Origin of the sequence: Paenibacillus montanisoli (assembly GCF_003268025.1) — a bacterium.
GTDB classification, from domain to species: domain Bacteria; phylum Bacillota; class Bacilli; order Paenibacillales; family Paenibacillaceae; genus Paenibacillus_Z; species Paenibacillus_Z montanisoli.
In genome coordinates this window covers 679,286-701,645 of record NZ_QLUW01000003.1, presented here as the reverse complement: position 1 = coordinate 701,645, position 22,360 = coordinate 679,286, and the positions used below count along the sequence as shown (strand labels likewise).

At 51.0% G+C, this 22,360-nt stretch carries 22 protein-coding genes and 1 pseudogene; 9 read left to right on the top strand and 14 right to left on the bottom strand.

The window, feature by feature from the left end:
- Positions 1 to 135 precede the first annotated feature (135 nt).
- Positions 136 to 1,311, bottom strand: a complete 1,176-nt coding sequence (locus DL346_RS19145; protein ID WP_112883777.1) for a GntR family transcriptional regulator — start codon at positions 1,309 to 1,311, stop codon at positions 136 to 138.
- Between the two features lie 199 nt (positions 1,312 to 1,510).
- Between DL346_RS19145 and DL346_RS19140 the strand changes: the two genes are divergently transcribed.
- The 3 genes from DL346_RS19140 (at position 1,511) to yhbH (ending at position 4,542) form a co-directional block, all read left to right on the top strand.
- Positions 1,511 to 2,749, top strand: coding sequence for a DUF2157 domain-containing protein (locus DL346_RS19140; RefSeq protein ID WP_112883775.1), 1,239 nt, complete (start codon positions 1,511 to 1,513; stop codon positions 2,747 to 2,749).
- Entirely contained in the window at positions 2,742 to 3,278 is a 537-nt protein-coding gene (locus DL346_RS19135; protein WP_112883773.1) for a GDYXXLXY domain-containing protein, read from the top strand. The genes DL346_RS19140 and DL346_RS19135 overlap by 8 nt, the downstream gene beginning before the upstream one ends.
- 103 nt (positions 3,279 to 3,381) lie before the next feature.
- A complete protein-coding gene (gene yhbH, locus DL346_RS19130) occupies positions 3,382 to 4,542 on the top strand; it encodes a sporulation protein YhbH (RefSeq protein ID WP_112883771.1) in 1,161 nt (386 codons plus the stop codon).
- 183 nt (positions 4,543 to 4,725) lie between these two features.
- Here the strand turns inward: yhbH and DL346_RS19125 are convergent, their stop codons facing one another.
- Positions 4,726 to 5,961, bottom strand: coding sequence for an MFS transporter (locus DL346_RS19125; RefSeq protein WP_240633291.1), 1,236 nt, complete (start codon positions 5,959 to 5,961; stop codon positions 4,726 to 4,728).
- A 161-nt stretch (positions 5,962 to 6,122) separates the two neighbouring features.
- On the opposite strand from DL346_RS19125, the gene DL346_RS19120 reads away from it, so the two are divergent.
- Positions 6,123 to 7,982, top strand: coding sequence for an LTA synthase family protein (locus DL346_RS19120; protein WP_112883769.1), 1,860 nt, complete (start codon positions 6,123 to 6,125; stop codon positions 7,980 to 7,982).
- Positions 7,983 to 8,045: 63 nt separating this feature from the next.
- On the opposite strand, the gene abc-f is transcribed toward DL346_RS19120, so the two are convergent.
- Positions 8,046 to 9,938 (bottom strand): ribosomal protection-like ABC-F family protein, encoded by a 1,893-nt coding sequence (gene abc-f, locus DL346_RS19115; protein ID WP_112883767.1) that lies wholly within the window; start codon positions 9,936 to 9,938, stop codon positions 8,046 to 8,048.
- Between the two features lie 116 nt (positions 9,939 to 10,054).
- Positions 10,055 to 10,198 carry a hypothetical protein gene (locus tag DL346_RS29145; RefSeq protein ID WP_165822577.1) on the bottom strand — a complete coding sequence of 48 codons (144 nt, stop codon included), beginning with the start codon at positions 10,196 to 10,198 and terminating at the stop codon, positions 10,055 to 10,057.
- A 96-nt stretch (positions 10,199 to 10,294) separates the two neighbouring features.
- On the opposite strand from DL346_RS29145, the pseudogene DL346_RS19110 reads away from it, so the two are divergent.
- The 3 genes and pseudogenes from DL346_RS19110 to DL346_RS19100 all read left to right on the top strand — a co-directional run.
- Positions 10,295 to 10,735, top strand: a pseudogene (locus DL346_RS19110) (ankyrin repeat domain-containing protein); the annotation flags it as partial.
- An 86-nt stretch (positions 10,736 to 10,821) separates the two neighbouring features.
- Positions 10,822 to 12,270, top strand: a complete 1,449-nt coding sequence (locus DL346_RS19105) for a SpoVR family protein (protein WP_112883765.1) — start codon at positions 10,822 to 10,824, stop codon at positions 12,268 to 12,270.
- Between the two features lie 184 nt (positions 12,271 to 12,454).
- Positions 12,455 to 12,637: a hypothetical protein gene (locus DL346_RS19100; protein ID WP_112883763.1), complete on the top strand. Its 183-nt coding sequence runs from the start codon at positions 12,455 to 12,457 to the stop codon at positions 12,635 to 12,637.
- Positions 12,638 to 12,708: 71 nt separating this feature from the next.
- On the opposite strand, the gene DL346_RS19095 is transcribed toward DL346_RS19100, so the two are convergent.
- The 10 genes from DL346_RS19095 to DL346_RS19050 all read right to left on the bottom strand — a co-directional run bounded on the left by DL346_RS19095 (position 12,709) and on the right by DL346_RS19050 (position 20,706).
- A complete protein-coding gene (locus tag DL346_RS19095; protein WP_112883761.1) occupies positions 12,709 to 12,969 on the bottom strand; it encodes a metal-sensitive transcriptional regulator in 261 nt (86 codons plus the stop codon).
- A gap of 51 nt (positions 12,970 to 13,020) precedes the next feature.
- Positions 13,021 to 13,503, bottom strand: a complete 483-nt coding sequence (locus DL346_RS19090) for a DsrE/DsrF/DrsH-like family protein (protein ID WP_112883759.1) — start codon at positions 13,501 to 13,503, stop codon at positions 13,021 to 13,023.
- 73 nt (positions 13,504 to 13,576) lie between these two features.
- Positions 13,577 to 13,804: a sulfurtransferase TusA family protein gene (locus DL346_RS19085; RefSeq protein WP_112883757.1), complete on the bottom strand. Its 228-nt coding sequence runs from the start codon at positions 13,802 to 13,804 to the stop codon at positions 13,577 to 13,579.
- A 12-nt stretch (positions 13,805 to 13,816) separates the two neighbouring features.
- The gene (locus DL346_RS19080) at positions 13,817 to 14,953 is read right to left on the bottom strand and encodes an MBL fold metallo-hydrolase (protein ID WP_112884083.1); all 1,137 of its coding nucleotides are present in this window, start codon (positions 14,951 to 14,953) and stop codon (positions 13,817 to 13,819) included.
- Between the two features lie 24 nt (positions 14,954 to 14,977).
- Positions 14,978 to 15,550 (bottom strand): sulfurtransferase TusA family protein, encoded by a 573-nt coding sequence (locus DL346_RS19075; protein WP_112883755.1) that lies wholly within the window; start codon positions 15,548 to 15,550, stop codon positions 14,978 to 14,980.
- An 18-nt stretch (positions 15,551 to 15,568) separates the two neighbouring features.
- Positions 15,569 to 15,889, bottom strand: a complete 321-nt coding sequence (locus DL346_RS19070; protein WP_112883753.1) for a rhodanese-like domain-containing protein — start codon at positions 15,887 to 15,889, stop codon at positions 15,569 to 15,571.
- Positions 15,890 to 15,899: 10 nt separating this feature from the next.
- Entirely contained in the window at positions 15,900 to 16,679 is a 780-nt protein-coding gene (locus DL346_RS19065; RefSeq protein WP_112883751.1) for a sulfite exporter TauE/SafE family protein, read from the bottom strand.
- Between the two features lie 376 nt (positions 16,680 to 17,055).
- Positions 17,056 to 17,472, bottom strand: coding sequence for a LytTR family transcriptional regulator DNA-binding domain-containing protein (locus tag DL346_RS19060; protein WP_112883749.1), 417 nt, complete (start codon positions 17,470 to 17,472; stop codon positions 17,056 to 17,058).
- Positions 17,473 to 17,664: 192 nt separating this feature from the next.
- The gene (locus DL346_RS19055) at positions 17,665 to 18,504 is read right to left on the bottom strand and encodes a phytanoyl-CoA dioxygenase family protein (RefSeq protein ID WP_112883747.1); all 840 of its coding nucleotides are present in this window, start codon (positions 18,502 to 18,504) and stop codon (positions 17,665 to 17,667) included.
- 303 nt (positions 18,505 to 18,807) lie between these two features.
- Positions 18,808 to 20,706, bottom strand: a complete 1,899-nt coding sequence (locus DL346_RS19050; RefSeq protein ID WP_112883745.1) for a PrkA family serine protein kinase — start codon at positions 20,704 to 20,706, stop codon at positions 18,808 to 18,810.
- Between the two features lie 506 nt (positions 20,707 to 21,212).
- On the opposite strand from DL346_RS19050, the gene DL346_RS19045 reads away from it, so the two are divergent.
- Both DL346_RS19045 and DL346_RS19040 read left to right on the top strand, forming a co-directional pair.
- Positions 21,213 to 21,971, top strand: coding sequence for a DUF2161 domain-containing phosphodiesterase (locus DL346_RS19045; protein ID WP_112883743.1), 759 nt, complete (start codon positions 21,213 to 21,215; stop codon positions 21,969 to 21,971).
- A gap of 20 nt (positions 21,972 to 21,991) precedes the next feature.
- Positions 21,992 to 22,315: a Rieske (2Fe-2S) protein gene (locus DL346_RS19040; protein WP_112883741.1), complete on the top strand. Its 324-nt coding sequence runs from the start codon at positions 21,992 to 21,994 to the stop codon at positions 22,313 to 22,315.
- Positions 22,316 to 22,360 lie beyond the last annotated feature (45 nt).

The following is a 22,360-nucleotide window of genomic DNA, read 5'->3' as shown; positions in this document are numbered from 1 at the left end:
AGCACCCCCTTGTTACATATGTATTATATGATATGTCGATATATTACCTCGAATTAAAGTTTATTGTCAATGGTTTGTTTTGTCGAATATTTCCATATCAAAAAGAGCCTTTCGGTTCGAAAGGCCCTTTCCCGCTTACTTTACTCGCACCTGCAGCGGCGCCGTAGATTGACTTGGAATCAGATGAGGCTCGACCAGCACCTTACGGTATTTCGGCTCCTGCTGTGCCTGATCGCCTCCGCGCTGCAGCAGCTCAAGCAGTTGTTCCGCCGCCAGGCGCCCCACCGTTTCCTCATGTTGGTCGATATAAGTGAAGAAGTTGAATTCGCGGCTTGGCGATACGTTATCGAACGTGACGATCGACAGATCTTTCGACACTTCCAGCCCGAGATGCCGGACGATCCGGTACAGATAAAGCGCCATCGTCCCGTTTAGCGTAATGTACGCGGTCGCGAGTCCATTCTTGACGTAACGGAACAGCGGATGCCGCTCGTCGATTTCTTCTTTCCCGTAATCCACATAGAAATCGGTCAGCATCATTGCCGGATTGATCATCTCTCCCAGCTCTTTCATCGCCTTCATATAGCCGGAAAGACGCTGCTCGATCGACGTCGTCGAAAGCGGCACGTCCGAGCAAATCGCGATATCGCGATGGCCGAGCTTATAGAGATGATTTACGGCCAGCCTCGACGCCTCGACGCCGTCGGAGCCGATGAAATGCGTCTCGATGCCGGACAAATATCTGTCGATGATCACAAGAGGAAACCGTTCCAGCTTCAGCCTCAATATTTCCTCGTTGTACGTCTCGTCATCCACCGGGAAAATAATGAGTCCCGAGGCCCCCATGCGCAATAGTTCGCGTATGGCGGCCGCTTCGCGTTCCTTGGAGTTCTCCGAAAGCATCAGCACCAGATTATAGCCGGATTTCTTCAGCGCCTTGGAGATGCCGTTGTTCATCCGCATCGAGAAGAAATCGCTCAAGTCAGGCATGATCAGCCCGATGACGTTGCGGCTCTCCGCCTGCTCCTTCGATTGAAGGGCACCGTTCCCCGCGCTTGCCCCCGGCTGCGAAGCCGGCGCCGCTGCCTCTGGCTCGTTGACATAGCTGCCTTTCCCTTGAATCCGGGTCAGCCAGCCATCCTTCGTCAATCCGCTGAGCGCGTTGGACACGGTAATCCGGCTTACTTCAAACTTCTCCATCAGCTCTTTCTCGGTCAAAATCTTATCGCCCGGCTTTAGAATACCGCTGGTAATTTGGTTTTTAATAAAATCCTGTATGATCTGGTAGATCGGAATCCGCCCATCCTGCATGTTCCATCCTCCAATCCGAATGTCTGCCGTTATGCTACGAGTTGTATAGTTGTATTATAACCAATATAACATTTTATGCAAGAGGCTTGCGTTGCTATGCTTCCCGGGCTGCTTTACCGGTACCAGACAAAATTGGTACTTTGTTTGGAAATTCAGTTGATTATACTGAAAGTAAGAAGAAAAGAAAGAGGTGCGTCAGATGAGCAGAAAATGGCTGCAGCAAGAGGGTCCCTCGTGGATCCATCAAAACATCATCACCCCCGAACAATTCCAGCGCATTCTCGCCTGTTATCCGGAGCAGAAGCGCGCAATCGGATTGATTCCGATTTTAGGCAGCATTTTAGTGGGCCTTGGTATTCTCAGCTTCGTCGCCGCAAACTGGCAGCAAATTCCGGATGTCATTCGGCTCCTCATTATAGGGATCACGATGACGGGCTTCTATACGGCCGGCGAAATGTTCCGCAGAAGAAACCAGGAGAATCTCGGCACCGGACTCATCGGTCTCGGCTTGCTCACCTTCGGAGCCGGCATCGTGCTGATCGGTCAGATGTTTCACCTGCAAGCGTACGGCGTCACATCGTTCATCGTCTGGGGGTCGGTCGGCGTACTCCTCACTTATTTGATCAAGAGCCGCTATTTGTTCCTGCTTAGCCTGCTGATCTTCTCCGGGCTGCAGTGGTACAACACGACCGAATTCCATCATTTCAGCTTCGCCGCTTTTGCAATTATGGCAGCGGGTCTCGGATATTACTGGTTGAAGCGTCCCGACACGCTGCTTGCCTGGTGCTTGGCCGCCAGCATCACCGTGCAGTCGATTCTGCTAGTAACCGTTCATGAATGGCCCTTCTCCTGGTTCTTCATCCCGGTCTGGCTGCTGTACAGCGTTATGGACTGGTCCAAGGAACGCAAATCCGTTTATCCGTTCCAAGCTATTCCGCTCGTTGCGGCATTCGTGCACAATCTGGTTATCGTCCTGTTCTACACGGATCGGCATGATTCTACGTTCTTGCAGGATCTAGCGGCACAGCCGTTCTGGTTCAGCCTTGCGCTCGTCGCGATATTCGCGCTGTCGCTTGCCGGGAAGCATCGTCATCGCCGGCTCTCGTCGAGTCCGGATTGGCTGCTCGCGCTTCCGTTCTTCTATCTGCCGCAAGGCGCGGATGCCGCCTATCTACTTGTGCTGTTCGCATTCTCCCTGTACTTGCTGTGGCGCGGATACGCCGAAGAATGGGCCGTCAAAATCAACCTTGGCACGTTGCTATTCCTTGCCAGCACGATGGCTGCCTACGGGAAGCTCGCTTGGAACTTTATGGACAAATCGATTTTCTTCATTCTAGGCGGCATCATTTTGCTCTCGCTCAGCTGGTTCCTGAATCGGCGCAAGAAACAGTTTCTGATCGAGCATCGTGAGGACCAGGAGGAGAAGCCCCATGAATAAGAACGGTAACGGCATGAAAAAGAAACGCGGTTTTTGGCTAATGCTGATCGTTTTGCTTCAACTGCTCTTCCTTGGCGGCATCGCCTGCTTCCACTATTCCGCGCTTTGGGTCGGCAAAGAGATTACGCTGCGAACGGTTCCCGTCGATCCGCGCGACCAGCTGTACGGCGATTATGTGCAGCTCAATTATGAAATCAACACCGCTCCCTACTCCAAATGGAAAGGAAGCGGCAAAGAGCCGAACAGCGGCGATGCCGTATATGTGCTGCTGACTGAGAACGGCAAGGATGGCGACTATGAGGTAGCCGGCGTGTATGACAAGAAGCCGTCCCGCTCCGCAGGCGAAGTCATTCTGAAAGGGCGCGTGCAATATACGGATAACGCGACCATGCGCATCCATTACGGGCTGGAGCAATATTATGTCGAAGAGAATTCGGGCAAGGAACTGGGGGAACGCGCCGGCAATCTGCTCGTGCATGTCAAGGTCGCCCCTTGGGGGAGCGCCGTGATCGAAAGGATCGAGCTCTAATTTGCCAGATTGCTAGAATTGGGCGCATTTTGCTTCACATAACCGTCCGAGTCTTGAATAGAATGAATAACAACAAGCTCAAACGGTATGGGAGGTGTCCAGCATGGCAGGATACGAAGGAACGCTTTATACGGTGTCGCGTGAGGACTGGTCACTGCATCGCAAAGGACATCAGGATCAGGCCCGTCACCAACAAAAGGTGCGCGAAGCCATCAAACAGAATTTACCCGATCTTGTATCGGAAGAAAACATTGTCATGTCCGACGGGAAGCATGTCATTAAGGTGCCGATCCGCAGTCTCGACGAATATCGGTTCGTCTATAATTTCAATAAAAACAAACATGTCGGCCAAGGCGACGGCGACAGCCAAGTCGGCGACGTGCTCGGCGTCGATCCCTCCGCTGCTCAGAAAGGCGGCAAAGGCGAAAATGCCGGCGACCAGCCCGGTGACGATATCGTCGAAGCCGAAATTAGCTTAGCCGAGCTTGAGACGATGCTCTTCGAGGAGCTGGAGCTGCCGTTTCTGAAACAGAAGGACCGCGATCAAATCGAAACGAAGGAAATCCGTTTTAACGATATTCGTAAAAAAGGCATCATGTCCAACATCGATAAGAAACGGACGATCCTCGAAAATCTGAAACGGAATGCGACCAGCGGATCGCCAGGCATTCACGGCATTTCGCCTGACGATCTCCGCTATAAGACATGGGAAGAAATCATTAAGCCGCAATCCAACGCCGTCATTCTGGCGATGATGGACACAAGCGGCTCGATGGGCAGCTTCGAGAAGTATGTCGCTCGCAGCTTCTTCTTCTGGATGACCCGCTTCCTGCGCCATCAGTACGAGAACGTGGAAATCGTGTTTATCGCGCACCACACCGAGGCTAAGGAGGTTACGGAGGAAGAGTTCTTCACCCGCGGCGAAAGCGGCGGCACGATCTGCTCTTCCGCTTATATTAAGGCCATCGATATTATCGACAGCCGCTTCCCTCCTAATCTCTACAATATTTATCCGTTTCACTTCTCCGACGGCGACAATCTCACCAGCGACAATGAGCGCTGCGTGAAGCTGATCGGCGAGCTGCTCAAACGGGCGAATCTGTTCGGTTACGGCGAGGTAAACCAATACAACCGCTCCAGCACGCTCATGTCGGCGTATAAGCACATTAACCTGCCGAACTTCATGCACTATGTCATCCGTGAAAAAGGCGAAGTGTATAACGCGCTGAAGTCGTTCTTCCGGAAACGGGAATTGGTCGTGTAACGAATAACGGCCTCAGAAGCGCTTGCGCTTTTGAGGCCGTTTTTTTGTGCGATGGTGCGGGACTAGCTTAGGCGAGGTTTTTTCTGCTGCCTCTGCTTCCAGCGCGCAGCAAAAAAAAGCTCCGGCCGCCGCATCAACCTCATGCGGCAGCAGAAGCTCCCTCCATCGACTATTTCCGGGCAGCTAGACCTCCGCCCCTAACGCTTGCCCCGGGCGGCTTCTGCCGTACAGTACAAAGGCCAGCACGCCGATAAAGCCGAACAGCGCGGCAGCGCAGAGCAGCCAGGAAATCGGCAGCGTCTCCGACAAGGCCGTGCTAAGCAGCGGTCCGGCGCTGCCGCGGATGCCGAACAGCATCAGATGAAGGCCGAATACGACAGCTTCGCGGCCCGGCGCAAGCCGGAAAACGTAGGCGAGGAAGCCGAGATCCCAGATGGCATCGCCCAAGCCTTGAATCCCGCTGCCAATCACGACGGCCGGCACATTGCCAAAGATCGCATAAAGCAGCGGCACGATGGCGAAGGCCGCCAGCCCGTAGGATACCGTATGCTTTGCCGACAGCCTGTCGATGACGCGCCCGACGACGAAATAAGCGACGAGCAAGCACGTGAAATAGGTCGCACGGGCGATCCCGATTTCCGTATTCGTCATATCCAGCTTATTGACTTGAATGATCTGATACAGCGGCTGCGCGATAATATTGCCGAAGCCGGTGAACGTGCAAGCTACAAAAAAGACCGCCATTTCGCGGTTTTGCTTGATCAGCTGCAGCTGCTCCTTAAGCGAGGCGCGCTTTGCGGCCAGCAGCTTGGACGGCGCTTCCTTCCGCGCCTTCACCTTCGCGAAGACGAGGATGGAAATCACGCCTGTCACGGAGGCGAACAGCAGCGGGCCTCTTGGCCCGGCAGCATCCGTCCATTTGCCGATTAAGAACGCGGTCGGGATCATAAGGATCCCCATCGCCACCCTCACATTGCCCATCAGCTTTCCTCGATGCTCCGGCGGATACATGCGGACAACGAGCGAGGCATATGCCGGCGCCTGCACGCCCATCAGCATATGGAACATCAGCGCAACGGTAACATAGATCAACGGCACGCCGAAGAATGCGGGTAAAATAATCAGAACTCTCGCAATCAGATTCGGCATGATGATGAACGGCTTCGGATCCGGACGGCGCTCGATCCAGCCGGCCCAGATCGGCGAGAAGAGCAGCCCGATCGCGGGAGCCGCGGACAGCAGCCCGACCTGAATGTTGGATGCGCCCTGCTGAATGGCCATCGGGATATAAAACTGGTTAAAAACGACGTTAAAAAAGCTGAACAGCACCGATGCCGACGCATCGAAACAGAAGTTATGCCAAGCTCTCGGCCCGAGCTGCAGCCGAAGCGTCGAGACTAGCGATTTCATTGCATTCATAGTCAACCGTTACCCTTCATATTCAATCCCTGCTCAGAGTATAGTATAACACTCATTCAGGCGTTTGGCGTCAATTTTCCATTTTGACAAACCCTCGTGCGGCAGAGCATAATGTACGTTGAGAGAGTAGCAGCAATTGCTAGTGATTGGAGGATTTTAACATGCCAGTTTGGCGCCTCAAACGGTTGTTTCAGATGAGGCCGTTTCTTTTTTTCACATTCATATTAGTTATAAAAAGCATGCTCGCCTGGCTCGTCATTTTTGACGGAGGCCCGTCCTGGACGCTGCTCGTAACCGAGCTGCCCTTCTTCTGGCTTCTCTTCTGCTTGATCGAATGGTTTGCCGCCAAACGGAAGCTAGCGCTGTACGTGACGGTCAATTTATTTGTGACGGCCATCCTGTTTGCAGTCATTATGTACTATAAATATTTTGGCATAATTGTCACCTATCATGCGCTCGAGCAGGTCAATCAAGTAACCGCGGTCAAAAGCAGCGTATTTACGCTTCTCGATCCGTACTACCTGTTTATTTTTCTCGATATTATCGTATTTATCTTCCTTCTCGCCAGACGGTCGAAGGCGAAGAACTGGAAGGCGATCAGCCAGATTCCGCTTAACCGCGCGGTCATCTCGCTCTTGTTCATCCTGTCGCTCGCACTCTGTCTCTTCAATATTTTGCCGAACAGAGCCAGCATGAACGAAATCGTAAAAGCCGAGGAAATGGGCATTCTCAACTACGAGCTGTACACGATCTTCGAGAAGGACGATGCGCCGAAAACGCCGATTCATGACATCACGCGCCAGCTCATCGATGAGACGAAAGGCATCCAAGAGCCGGAATCGCCGCAATATTGGAAGGCGGCGGCAGGCAAAAACCTGATCATCGTGCAAATGGAATCCTTCCAGAACTTTCTGGTCGGCCTCAAAATCGACGGCCAAGAAATAACGCCGAACATGAACAAGCTGGCCAGAGAGCATCTGTATTTCCCGAACTTCTACCAGCAGGTCGGACAAGGCAATACTTCGGATGCCGAATTTGTCGTCAATACGTCGTTCTATACGCCGCCTCGGGGCGCGGCAACGATGACTTACAGCGACAAAGCGCTGCCGAGCTTACCGCGCTTGCTGGGGCAGAACGGCTACCAGAGCGCCACGTTCCATACCAACGTCGTCGAATTCTGGAACCGCAGCGGACTTTATAAAGCGCTTGGCTTTGGCAAGTACTACGATCAATCGTTTTTCGGCCTCAATGACATGGTTTTCTTCGGTCCGTCCGATGAAGTGCTGTACAAGAAAACCGCAGATCAGCTCGAGAAGATGCAGCAGTCCGGCAAGCCGTTCTACGCCCAGCTGATCTCGATGTCAGCCCATCACCCGTTCACCATTCCGAAGGACAAATATAAAATGACTTTGCCGAAACGGTACGAAGGCACCTTCGTTGGCGATTACATCCGTGCGCAAAATTACGCGGATTACGCATTAGGCTTGTTCATCGACGATTTAAAGGCGCGCGGCCTCTGGGAAAACAGCGTATTCGCCATCTACGGCGACCACCTGGGTCTGCCGATCTACTCGCTCGATAGCGACGACAAGGACCTTATGCGCGAAATCTACGGCCACGAGTACGGCTATACGGATATGATTAACATCCCGCTCATCATCTCGTCGCCGGGCATTCAGAAAGCCGAGAAGCAGACGCAGCTCGGCGGCCAGTCCGACATCATGCCGACGCTCGCGAATTTGCTCGGCATCTCCATGGCCGACCATATCCATTTCGGTCAAGATTTGCTGAACCAGTCGTCGAACATTTTGCCTGAACGGTACTATCTGCCATCCGGCTCGCTGATTAACGATTATGAACTGTTTATTCCTGGCACGGCCTATGCCGACGGCAACCATTATCCGCTGCACGGCAGCGTGCAAAGCGGCACATCCGTTACCCAGGACCAATACGAACGGGCGCTCAAGCTGCTGCATCTGTCCGACAGCTATGTGAGCCAGCTTCCTCCCGTCGAACAGTAACTCTAATTGAAAAGGCACTCCTCTTCAGACCGGCATGATGCCGCTTAAGAGGAGTGCTTTTTTTTATGACTCCATCCACTTCGAATAGAGCACTTCGAGCTCGGCTTGAGCCTGTTCTCTAGCCTGCCACAACCGGGCAAGCGCTTCAGCATCCAGCTGTTCAGACTCCTTAAGCAGTTCCGCATCCAGCTCCGCCAGCCTGGTCTCATTCTGCGCGATCAGCTGCTCCAGCTTCGCCGTATTGGGCTGAACGGACGTGTTTATGGCAGCGGCATGCGTCGCCTTGACCGGCTGTGCTTTCACGGGCAATTCGTCGTGCTCCGCCGCTTGAAGCTGCTTGCGCTTATCGGCATAATCGTCATACGCGCCAACAAACGCCGTCAGCTTGCCTCGGTCGAGCTCCCATACTTTATCCGCCAGCCGATTGATGAAGTATCTGTCATGAGAGACGGCCAGTATCGTGCCGGGGAACTCCTCCAGCGCCTCTTCCAGCGCTTCTCTGGAAGCAATATCCATATGATTCGTCGGTTCATCGAGCAGCAGCATATTCGGCTTCTTCAGAATAAGCAGCGCAAGCCGCAGCCGCGTCCATTCGCCGCCTGACAGCTGGCCAACGCCTTTGAACACGTCACTGCCGTAGAAGAGATAGCGCGCCAAATGCGAGCGGGCTTCCCCTTCCTCCATGCCCGCGGCTTCCCGGAAATAAGCGAGCACGTTCTTCTTCTCGTCAGCCGGGTATTGCTGCTGCGCCAGATAACCGATCTCCACCCGCGACCCGATGTCGATCGTGCCGGCATCCGGCTCTTCCGTGCCGAGAATCAGCTTGAACAGCGTCGTCTTGCCCGTGCCGTTGCGTCCGAGGAGCATGATTTTCTCGCCGTACAGCAGCATGCCCTCGGCTTCATCCAACAGTTGGCGCGAGCCGTAGCTCTTGCTGACGCTTTGCAGCTCCAGCACGCGTTTGCCTGAGCGGTCCGCCTGCTTCAGCTGAAACTCCGCTCCCTTCGGATCCAGCACCGGACGCTTCAGCTTCTCCATCCGGTCGAGCGCCTTCTGCATTGACGCGGCTCTCTTGAAGAACTTCTCGTTGCCGCCGATTCTTCCCCACTCCTGCAGCTGCTTGATCGTCTCCTTCATCTTCTTGATGACTTTCTGCTGCTCCTGGAACTCGGCGAATTGCTGCAGCAGCCGCTCTTCTTTCTCCTTCACGTAGCCGGTATATCCGGTTAAATATGTGACCGCTTCACCGTCTTCGATATCGATGATTTTGGTTACGACCCGATCCAGAAACATCCGGTCATGGGAAACGATAAGGCAAGCGCCATCATAACCGTTTAAATACGTTTCAAGCCACTGTACGCCTTCCAAATCCAAATGGTTGGTCGGCTCGTCGAGCAAGAGCAGCTCGGGCTTGCCGATCAATTGCGCCGCAAGCCCGATCTTCGTCTTCTCTCCGCCGGACAAGGTGCCGAAGCTTCTGCCGTACATCTCTTTCGGAATGCGGAGCCCCGTCGCCACCGTATCGATCTTCGCATCAAGCTCGTAGCCGCCTTCATGCAGGAACCGTTCCTGCAGCTGGGCATACGTTTGCAGCAGCTGATTCAGCTGCTTCTCTCCCACTGAAGGATCCGACATCTCCTGCTCCAGCTTCGTCATCTGCGCTTTGCAGACCAGCAGCTCTGCGCAGCCGGAAGCCAGCACGTCGTAGACGGCGCTTTCCTCCCACGCATCAGGAATTTGGGTCAAATAGCCGACCTTCATATCCTTTCGGATCGTCAACTGCCCTTCATCCGGTTTGGACAGCTTCGCAATGAGCGACATCAGCGTCGATTTGCCGCTTCCATTGCGGCCGACCAAACCGACCCGTTCCCCTTCTTGAATTTCAAACGTAACGTCCTCCAGCACAAGCTTTGCCCCGTAATACTTCTTTATATGTTGACCATTCACGATAATCATTGTGGAATCCTCCCCGTTGTTTCGGAAGACTCTCCTCCTAGCAAGCCCCGGAACGATACAAAAAAAAGAGCCGCAGGAAAATGCCCTGCGACTCTTCGGTCTTGGCCGATCGAGGTCTAAGGTAGGCGTCTTCGCATGAATAATGGTGCCGTATCGGCAATTTTGGACAGACTTCTCCCGTTCGCGTCCAAAACATGCACGATGCCAGCCATCGCAATCGGAAGCTGGCTAACACGGTTGTTCACCATTTCTGCATTCATCCTACCTCACACCTCCTTCATAATATTTCCCTAACCTTACCACAGAACTGCTCAGATCCGCAACCTGTTGCGATGAATTTATCCATCGTAAAATAGCTGATCGACGCCGGCGCCGATTTGCATAAGCAGGATCACAAGCTTGATAACCCGTTCCTGTACGCCGGTGCGGAAGGCTATTTAGACATCGTGAAGCTTACGCTGGCAGCAGGCGCCAATACGCGCATTACGGACCGGTATGGCGGCGTAGCGCTGATCCCGGCATCGGAGCACGGCTATGTCGACGTCGTGCGCGAGCTGCTCACGAACAGCGATATTAACGTCAATCACGTCAACAATCTCGGCTGGACCGCTCTTCTGGAAGCCATCATACTAGGGACCGGAAGCGCCAATCAACTTGAAGTCGTCCGCCTGCTGCTTGAGCATGGCGCCGATGTCCATCTGCCGGATAAAGAAGGCGTCACGCCTTTGGCGAACGCCAAGCGGAGACATTTTCACGACATTGCAAACCTACTGATTCAAGAGGGCGCACTCTATTAAAACTGTGCAAAAAATGCACATATCGCCCTTCGCCCCCCCATACATATAGCTATGAAGCACAATCGCATTACAAGGGGGAAGCGAAATTGCACCAGGACGAGATCAAAGCGTTAGAGCGTGCCATTGACGAGATTACCGAAATTGCACAAGGATTTGGCCTCGATTTCTACCCGATGCGGTATGAAATATGCCCGGCCGATATTATTTATACATTCGGCGCGTACGGCATGCCGACCCGGTTCAGCCACTGGAGCTTTGGCAAGACGTTTCATAAGATGAAGATGCAGTACGATTTTGGCCTGAGCAAAATTTATGAGCTTGTTATTAACTCCAACCCCTGCTATGCATTCCTGCTGGACGGCAACTCGCTCATACAGAACAAGCTGATTGTCGCGCACGTGCTGGCCCACTGCGACTTCTTCAAGAATAATGCGCGCTTTAGCGCCTCGAACCGGAACATGGTGGAGAGCATGTCCGCCACGGCCGAGCGCGTGCGCCAATACGAGATGGAATACGGCGCCGAGGCTGTTGAGAAGTTCATCGACGCGGTTCTTGCGATTCAAGAGCATGTCGACTCCACCATCATCCGGCCATACAAGCTGGATAAATCCCAATACATCGAGCTGCTCAACAAGGTGCATCAGTCGAATAAGCCGCAGAAGCAGCAAACCAAATACGACGATTTATGGACGCTCGATGCCGATGAACAAGCTGCGCAAAACGCCGCCAAGACGAGCGCGAACGACCAGAAGCGCTTCCCGCCGCAGCCGGAGAAGGACCTCATCTGGTTCATTGAGGAATATTCCCCGGACCTGCAGGATTGGCAGCGCGATATCATGTCGATGCTTCGCGACGAGATGCTCTACTTCTGGCCGCAGATCGAGACGAAAATCATGAACGAAGGCTGGGCTTCCTACTGGCATCAACGGATTATTCGCGAGATGAACCTGACGAGCGAGGAAACGATCGAATTCGCCAAGCTGAACTCCTCCGTCGTGCAGCCATCGCGGCATTCGCTGAACCCGTACTACCTCGGACTGAAAATCTTCGAGGATATCGAAAAGCGCTGGGACAATCCGAACAAGGAAGAGCAGGAGCGCTTCGGCCGGCAGCCGGGACGCGGCCGCGAGAAAATATTCGAGGTGCGGGAGTTCGACTCCGATATCTCCTTCCTGCGCAACTATTTGACGAAGAAGCTGGTCAACGACCTGGATCTCTACGTCTTCGAGAAGAAAGGCGCGGAATGGAAAATTACCGATAAAGCATGGGAAAACGTCCGTGATCAACTCGTATTTTCCCGCGTCAACGGGGGCTTCCCGAGCCTGGTCGTCACGGACGGCGACTTTAACCGAGTCGGCGAGCTATACCTCCTCCACAAATACGAAGGCGTGGAGCTGGATTTGAAGTACGTCGAGCGGACGCTGCCTCATGTCGTCCAGCTCTGGGGCAAATCCGTCCACCTCGAGACGATCGTGGAAGACAAACGGATCGTATTCAGCTGCGACGGCAAGAAGACGAGCCGGAAGTTCATTTGAAATTCACCTCGGGCAGACAGAAAAAATAAATCGCATAAACGTAAAAAGCGCGTCGGCTAATAACCAACGCGCTTTTTATTTAAGTGTCCCGATGAGCAGCCAAACCCGTAAGAATTTTATTTACAATAAATCGGTTATTATATTATAATTCATAGTATACTAATCGGATTTAAGGAGTTTGAGCATGGCACTTTTAGATAAATTAACCCAAGAGAAATGCCCTATTTGCAGCGAAACTCTTACCACTGATAAATCAAACTCGCTTTTATCCCATATCGTGAAATCATGCCCGAATGAACATTACGAAAAGGAATTTATCCCAGCGCTAGAGGGATATATCGAGCATTACATGGTTCCAAAAAAGTAAAAATCATTAGCCCTTGTGTGCTAATGATTTTTTTCGTTTTATACTCCATGAATACCTCTAATCTAAACGTATTAACGGCTTTTGACCAACAATTCAACCGCTTGTTTGACTAATTTGCTTGTATCTCCGCCAGCTTCTTTTTCCTCAAAAATACATTGTTCCAGATTTACAGCAACAATGTAGGCGATTGCTTTATCTGCTGCGCTTCTGACGGCGGATAATTGGGCTACGACATCTTTGCAAGGCTGTTCTTCCTCCATCATTTTCAGAACTCCGCGAATCTGCCCTTCAACACGCTTTAATCTTCTTTTTACATCATCATCGTATTGCACGAAATAACCTCCGATTTCTAATACGGGTATGGGTAGATTATTGCCGGATATTTAAATAAATAAATTTACTTTTGCATCCGTGGCATCGCCCAAATAGGCAGCAACCCCGGCGTATTCAATACCGTCCAACAGTTCTTCCTTTTGCAAACCGAGCAAGTCCATTGTCATCGTGCACCCCACTAATTTGACCCCTTGCTCTTGAGCCAATTCAATGAGCTCCGGTAGAGACAAAGCGTTATGCTTTTTCATGACATGCTTGATCATTTTAGGTCCCATTCCGCCAAAATTCATTTTGGACAGCCCGAGCCTATTAGCCCCTCGCGGCATCATTTTCGCGAACATGTTTTCCAGGAATCCTTTTTTGACAGCTGCTTGTTCATCTTTGCGGAGCGCGTTTAGTCCCCAAAAGGTAAAGAAAATGGTGACATCATGGTCATAAGCTGCCGCACCGTTAGCGATAATAAATGCCGCAATAGCCTTATCTAATTCTCCACTGAACAAAACAATCGTCGTTTTTTCTTTATTTTCAGTCAATGGTTTTTCATCCTTTCTACATTTTACATATACGAGTATGGGTATTCAATCTTTTCAAAAAAAAATCATCCGGCTACGCTTTTTTAATCCAAAACTTATATACGCCATTTTCTTCTGCCGTATTTAGCAATTCATGTCCTGTACGTGTCGCCCAAGCCGAAAGATCGTTTTTAGCACCTTTATCGGTCGCATGCACTTCTAATACTTGACCCGATTTAAGTTCATCAATTGACTTTTTTGTTCTTACAACGGGCAGCGGACAGGCCAAGCCTTTAGCATCCAGCATTTTATCGCTGTTCATTGTTTAACCTCCTTATTTATCGTGAACTGCGCAGCGGTTCGGTCCAATTTCCATTTCACGCTGTTCATGTTCGCTTGGATTCATTTTCCCCATATTGGTTTGGCGAATTTCTTGGTATGAATTCGGTTGAGGCGGCAAGTTCTCGGTTACTGTTTTGCGAAATTCTCGCTCATCATGAATATTCAGTCCCGGATTTTCGTTATACAGGGTGCCTAAGCGACCGGCTACCAGTCCTCCTACGCCAAGTTCAGTTACTTTTCCGAAATGGGCAGGAAGTACGACCAGCTCTTCGGATAGTTCTTTATAGCGGCTGTAAAGCGTATCGCGAAGGTCACCTACCCAATCTTCCGCCAGTCCTGCCAAATCGGGACGACCGACCGAATCGATGAAGAGAATATCTCCAGTTAGGAGGTACTTATTGTCGATCATGAAGGATGTCGATCCGATGGTGTGTCCCGGCGTATAAATAGGCTTCACCTTAATGGTTTCGTTACCAACGTAAATGTCGTTGCCCTCTTCCAGTTTTTCGTATTCAAACGTCACTTCCGTTGCATCTTTTGGCGGCAGATGATAAGCGGCACCGTATTTCTGAGCCACTGCTCTTCCCCCAGAGATGTGATCGGCATGGAGGTGCGTGTCGATCGCGTGTATTAGCTTCACGCCTTTTTCTTGCATAAATTGCTCGTATTGCTCAATCATGCGGCTTGTATCGATAATAGCGGCTTCACCATTAGAGAGCACTATATAAGACAGGCAACCTTTGCCGATGCGTACAAATTGGTAAAGCTCTCCTCCACCGGATAGATCCGATACTTTTACAGGCTCAAGGTATTCGCTCCAAGATTTCATACCTCCTTCAAGGTAAGAAATATTGCTCCTCCCCGCTTCAGCGATTTGTTCGGCGACAAATATGGACGAGCCTTCTTTAGCGCAAACCACCAAGACATTTTTACCGTCCGGTATTTTATCCAGAGCCGGGCTAATATCATCCAATAAATCAAAGTAAGGGATATTGATGGATTCCACGTTGTTACCTTCAATTTTCCAATCGTTAAAATCAGCTTCATTCCGTACATCCAGGATAACCAGTTCTTCGTTGTTAAGGATCATTTTCGTTACTTCTTTTGAGGTCATTTTTTGTATCCCCATGGTTGACATAAAACTCCTCCTATACTAGTCCTTTTCGATTTCTCCCGTCCATTCAGTCATGCCTTGAACTGCATTTTTCACATTTTTAAAGCCTTTCTCCGCTAATGTTTGACAAGCCATGTCACTTCGGTTTCCGCTGCGGCAAACCAAATAATACTCCTGGCCTGGATCTAGCTCATGCAGCCGTTTTTCAAGCTCTCCTAATGGAATCGATTTGGCTCCGGGAATCCGACCGAAAGCATATTCGGCTGGCTCACGTACATCAAGAAGGTTTACTATTTCGCCGGCGGAAAGTTTATTATGAATTTCTTCATTGGAGATCGCATGAGGAAATTTTCTTTCTTCCTTGGTTTCAGTTGGATCCGATTTACGGATGTAGTGCCGGAAGACACCATTCTCTTCCTTCAACCCGATGTATTGATGCCCGGTACGCTTCGCCCAACTTTGAAGATCCGCAACAGAACCTCTATCGGTTGCCCGCACTTCCAACACTTCACCGGTTCTCATCTCCTCCACCGCTTTTTTGGTGCGAACCACCGGCAGCGGACATGCTAGACCCTCGCATTCCAATGTTCGGTTGACTTGCATAGCATTCATTTATTAGACCTCCTCATGTTATTTACCGTACTTCATGTCTCCGGACCATTCCGACATGCCGCCAGGCATGTTAACGACGTTATAACCTAAACTTGATAAATATTCGCATGCTCTTCCGCTCCGCTTCCCGCTGCGGCATACGACAACTGTTTCTTGCTTTGGATCAAGTACATTCAGTGCTCTGTTGATTTGACCTAAAGGTATATGTGTCGCACCTGGAATATGACCGGATTCCCATTCATCATGCTCGCGAACGTCCAGAATGTTCACCATTTCTTTTCGTTCGATGCGGTCAAGAATTTCACTCGGGAGCTGTTCTTTGTAGGTTTTTGTGCTCATTCTGATCCTCCTAAAATAAGATTGAAATCCAAATTTTTAATACGGTTGCTGTGATTAATCCAGCCAAAATCCATTGAAGAATCCTTGTGTTGATTTTTTTGCTTATTTTCGCACCGATTGGCGAAGAAATGGTACTCGCAATAACCAGTACAATGGAAGGGATCAATAACATATGTCCACCCATTAATTTACCTGTTGTTGAACCAATCGACGAAATAAAGGTAATCGCTAATGAAGATGCAATAGCAATTCTTGTTGGAATTTTAAGTACCACTAGCATGACCGGTACAGTTATAAATGCACCTGCCGCACCTACAATTCCAGATACGGCACCGATCATTAATGCTAAAGTAACGGCTAAAGTTTTATTGAATGTCACTTTGCTTATATCTTGCGCGTCATTCCCCTTTTTCGGCAGAAACATCATAACGGCTGCAATCAGAGCCAAAATGGCATATACGATATTGATCACTGAACTAGGCAGCATATTTGAAACAAAGCTCCCCAAGAAGCTCCCAATGATAATGGATACGCCCATGTTGAGAACCAGGGTCTTATTAACAAGTCCTCCTTTTCGAAAAACAAGCATCCCCATTAAGCTTGCGAAGAAAACTTGAACTGCGCTGATTGCCGATACTTCCTGCGCGGTAAAAGCCGCAAATCCAAGTGCCGGCGGAATAAAAAGCAGCATCGGATAGTTAATAACCGAACCTCCGATTCCCACCATTCCGGAAATGAACGAGCCCAAGAAACCAAGCGCGAATATGGTCATGATCCATGCCAAATCCATAGGGCTCCTGCCTCCTAAATAAAATAAAGCTTTATTCATTCGAACCAATATACCCTATGGGGTATATTTTTGGTCAAAAAAAAACTGTTTCAATTTCAATCGATGATCTTAATAACTCTCCTTTCGATACTGATACCCGTATAGGTATAATGATACTATAATAAACTTCTGCTTCCTCGTCAACACCTATTTTGGTTTAGGGATTCGGCTTTCAACCGAGCAACAATATTTAAGAATGAGTCAGATTATTAGTATTCCCACCTTTTAAATAAAAAACAAACTCCTGCCGTTTACGGCAGGAGTAATACTCCTTGAATTGTATATGCAGCCTGCTCTGAAGTGTCCCAGCTTCGCGTTGCGCCCGCCGACGAGCTCGTTATACGATACCTATTCCAAATAGTCGCTTTAACTTATATAACAGGAAATACTCCTCCTCCTTCTCTTCCGCCTCAATTCCCCCGTCCCGGATCAAATGCTTCACCTTTGCCGCATTCGTCGCCGAGACCGTAGCGTAAATTGTGCTGCCGCCAGCCTCTTCCGTTTCAAAATAGACCGTCCGGTTTGTGGGGTCATACCTCTGTACATGTTCAAGATTGACGATCGCGTTCCGATCAAGCTGCTCGAATCCGTAGAGGTGAAACACGCCGTACAGCTGCTCCATCGTCAATGGAAACCGGTACACGCCGCTCCCGGTTACGAACTCCGGCCCCTTCTTGGTCTGATTGATGAACAGTATCTCGCGAACGCCGACCGTTTCCGGCAGCCCTTTCTCATTGAGCAGCAGCATCTTCATTCCATCACGTCCTATTCAAAAATAAGAACTCATGTTTCCATTTTATCATAAAACGAACCTGCAGCGGTGACGGCTGCAGGTTCCGAATATTACTATTTTATGCAATTGCAATTCCGGCATTTCGTTGGCGGAAAGCTATTCATTGTAGTATTGCGGACCGAAAGGTATAAATGGCTTCTACGTCATCGTCACTCACACGCTTTCCGGGCTGCTGTACATAAGTGGATTTAAAGGGCTGTCAATGAGATCACCCGGCTGAAGGCCAGGCATCCATTTGACCAAATCGGCTCTCCGCGCATTCGTCTCCGGCGTCAATACCTTCGTGCCGTCGGCGACATAAATGATCGTCATGACCTCGCGCGTCCGGCCGGTCGGATTGCCGGGCGCGCTATGCAGCGTCCACCCCGCATGGAACGTAGCGTCTCCCGCCGACATCGCGCCGTAGCTGAGCGTCGGCAGCTTCTCGGCCTCAATATACTGGGCTAACGTTTTATGCGATTGATCGGAAATCGCCAGCTTGCTGATGTATCCGCGCTTATGCGAGCCGGAAGCAAACGTCATCGATCCGACCTCTTCCGGAATATCGACTAAGGGCATCCAAAGCGTAATCGTATGCTCGGTGTCGACCGGCCAATAAATTTGATCCTGGTGCCAGGGCGTATGGCCGCCGCCCGGCTCTTTAAACAGCGCCTGATCATGGTACATCCGCACGCCGGACACTCCCATAAGCTCTGCGGCAATCCGGGCGAAGCGCCGGGCGAATACGAATCGGTAAATCTCTTCGTTCTTCTCCCACAGGTTCTGAATTTGCAGAAAAGCTTTCCCGTACGTATCCCGCTCCGACAATGGGCGGTTCTCCGTGTTCAGCCGGATTACCTCCTGCCGGATCAACGGACCGAAATGATCAATGACGGCACAGCTTGCAACATCCTTCAATAAAAGATGGCCGTTCTCCCGATACGATGCCAGCTGTTCGCTGCTAAGCGGGTAGTCTCGGCTCAGCTCCGCATGCATTTGCACATTTCCACTCATCTGTACCCTTCCCTTCAGCAGGCTGCAATCATCCCATTAACTTTGATAAATCGGCTATATAATGTAATGGTATCATAACGAAGGAAGCGTATTATTTACAGAAAAGAGGGAACTTTTTGGACATTTCCGACTATAGTTTCCGGGACGCGATGCGTCCTTCCGCGAGCTGTCTCCGAGCGTGCATTGGGCTCAGCAGCATGTGGCGGCAGCCGGCCGCGCGATTACCGGAAATTATCAAGCATTTATTAGCCCCAAAAGCAAAAAAAACCGGCGCCGCTCGGGCGCCGGTTCATCATTTGAACATTATCGGTTCAACAGACTTCCGACATATCGCAGCAGCTCGTTTGCACAGACCGGGCAGTATCCGTGCTCATCGATCAGCCGCTTCGTCACTTCGTTAATCCGCTTCAACTGCTTCTCGTCCGGTGTCTTGGTCGAGGTCGTAATTTTGACGATATCTTTCAGGTCGGTAAACAGCTTCTTCTCAATCGCCTCGCGCAGGCGTTCATGGCTGTAGTAGTCGAATTTCTTCCCTTTGCGCGAGTAGGACGAAATCCGAATCAAGATCTCTTCGCGGAACGCTTTCTTCGCATTCTCGGATACGCCGATTTGCTCCTCGATGGAGCGCATCAGCCGCTCATCCGGATCCATCTCCTCGCCTGTCAGCGGGTCTTTGATTTTCGACCAGTTGCAGTACGACTCGATGTTGTCGAGATAGTTCTCGAACAGCGTTCTAGCCGACTCTTCGAAGGAATAGACGAACGCCTTCTGTATTTCCTTCTTAGCAAGGCTGTCGTATTCTTTCCGCGCCGTAGAAATAAAGTTTAAGTAACGCTCTCGCTCATCCTTCGTGATCGAAGGATGCTGATCAAGCCCTTCCTTCAGCGCCCGCAGCACATCAAGGGCATTGATGCACTGCAAATCCTGCTTAATCAGCGCACTGGATATCCGGTTGATGACATAACGCGGGTCAATACCCGACATGCCTTCTTCGATGTATTCCGATTGCATTTCCTTCAAATCCGCTTCCTTGTAGCCTTCGACCTCCTCGCCGTCGTACATGCGCATTTTTTTGACGAGGTCCATCCCCTGCTTCTTCGTCTCCTTCAGACGGGTCAGGATGGAGAAGATCGCGGCCGAGCGAAGGGAATGCGGCGCAATGTGAATATGCTTCATGTCGCTCTGTCCGATGAGCTTCTTATAGATTTTCTCTTCTTCGGACACCTTCAGGTTATACGGGATCGGCATGACGATCATCCGGGATTGCAGCGCTTCGTTCTTCTTGTTGGCGATAAACGACTTATACTCCGTTTCGTTCGTATGCGCGACGATCAACTCATCCGCGGAAATGAGCGCGAATCGGCCGGCTTTGAAGTTGCCTTCTTGGGTTAGCGACAACAGGTTCCATAGAAACTTCTCGTCGCATTTGAGCATCTCCTGGAATTCCATCAGGCCGCGGTTCGCTTTGTTCAGCTCGCCGTCGAAGCGGTAGGCCCGCGGATCGGATTCGGAGCCGAACTCCGTAATCGTCGAGAAGTCGATGCTGCCGGTCAAATCCGCGATATCCTGCGATTTCGGATCGGAAGGGCTGAACGTACCGATACCGATGCGGCTCTCTTCAGAGATCAGGACGCGTTCGACCTGGACATTCTCGATATCGCCGTTATATTCGGTTCTAAGCCTCATTTGGCAGGATGGACACAGGTTCCCTTCAATTCGGACGCCGAGCTCCCGTTCCGCTTCGGGCCGCAGCTCATGCGGGATCAGGTGCAGAGGATCCTCATGCATCGGACAGCCTTTAATGGCATAGACGGCGCCCTTCTCGGTGCGGGAAAACTGTTCAAGACCGCGTTTCAGCATGGTCACAATCGTGGATTTACCGCCGCTGACAGGACCCATCAGGAGCAGAATCCGCTTCCTCACATCAAGCCGCCGGGCTGCTGAGTGGAAGTATTCCTCGACAAGCTTCTCCACGGCTCGGTCTAAGCCGAATATTTCTTGTTCGAAAAACTTGTATTTCTTTGCACTCCCGCCGTCATCCACTACGCCATAAGACTCAATCATTTCATAGACACGAGCATGTGCAGTCATGGCCGGAGTAGGATCTCGCTTCAGCAGGTCGATGTAGTCTTTAAAAGACCCGCTCCAAGCCAGCTTTTCACTTTCCGCCTTGTACGCCGATATCCGTTTTAAAATATCCATGCCGTAACCTCCTATAAGTTTTGCGGATGCAAAACTCACTTCGTATGCATTTGCTCCGTCTAGCTTAACGCCTTCAGCACTTTCCGATTGACTACTGCATGCGGGTAATATTCATCCAGCCATCTTAAGCTGCCCGGCTTTTTTTATTGAAGTATTACAATCCTATGCACTTTCGCAAGGGAAGTTGCCCTATTTTTTAAACAAGATTCCGCCAAAATCCGCGCTATTCTGCCCGTAATCCCCCATTTGTGCGGCATTTCTTATACGAGCCACTGGCCGTCCCCGAGCGGCGGAAAGCCAAGCGTGACGGGACTTGACTGCTTTCACCCCCGGATGATGGAGGCAAGTCGAAACATGGCGATGCCGACATTATTTCGGCCCCGCCGACAGGAATAAAGTTGTAACACCCGATGTAACTTCTAAAATTATGGCTTAAGGGGACGGGAGGAATGTGCTATAATCGGGAGCAGACTACCCTCCCATGGAATCGAGGCGATCCTGCACCATTGGCTGTCAAACACGAAACGGAGCTGTATCCGCCGATCAAGGCTTATTTCGAAAAGCAGGGTTTCGAGGTGAAGGGCGAAATCATGCACTGCGATCTCGTCGCCATTCACCCGGAAACGAATGAAACCATCCTGGTGGAAATGAAAAAAACATTCAATCTCGCGCTGCTGCTGCAGGGCATCGAAAGATTGCGCCTGAACGGCTCTGTCATCCTCGCAGTCGAACGCAACCGGAAAAAAGTCGGCGCGCACAACCAGCGCTTCGGCGATCTGACCGAGCTGTGCCGGATGCTAGGGCTCGGCCTAATGACCGTAACGTTCTTCAAAACCAAAGCACCCGTTCTGGAGATGCTGTGCCAGCCGGGCGATCCGCCGCAGAGAGGGCAGCGCCGCGTCCGACAGGCACGTCTGCTCACGGAGTTTCATGAGCGCAGCGGCGACTATAATACGGGCGGCAGCAACAAGAGCAAGCTCGTTACGGCTTACCGCGAAAAGGCGCTGCGTGTGGCTTGGGCGTTAAGCGAGCACGGCGAGTTATCGCCAAGCGCGATTGCGAAGCTGACCGATATCCCGCGGGCTGGCCATTTTCTGCAGAAGGATTACTACCGCTGGTTTGAACGAGTCAAACGGGGACAATATAGCCTTAAGCCGGAAGGGGCGTCAGCCTTACAGCAATACGCACATATAATAGAAGCTTGGCAGCGGCAAAGGCAGCATAAGGACAAGCAAGACGCAGCACTTATCCATAATCACGACTAATCAAAGGGGATATGAACCGAATGAGCGAAACGATTAACTACCGCGTTATTGGCAACGTCGAGGATTACACGGAATTTCCGGCCAACGTCAAACTGAATAACCAGCCGTACTATATTGTTGAAGCCCCGCGCAAGGACGACGAGGAACAGCGCTACAATCTGATTTCGGCGATCTGTCCGCATGCCGGCGGTATCGTCAGACCGCATCTGAACGAATTGATTTGCCCGCTGCACTATTGGTGCTTCGACAAAGCGACCGGCGAGTCCACCAACGTTCCCGGCGAGGAGCTGGATTGTTACCCGCTTGAAATTCAAGACGGCAAATTCATGGCACGGATGTTATAGCCGCTAGAAATACAAGAAGCCCGGAATCCTCTACCCTTGAGGACT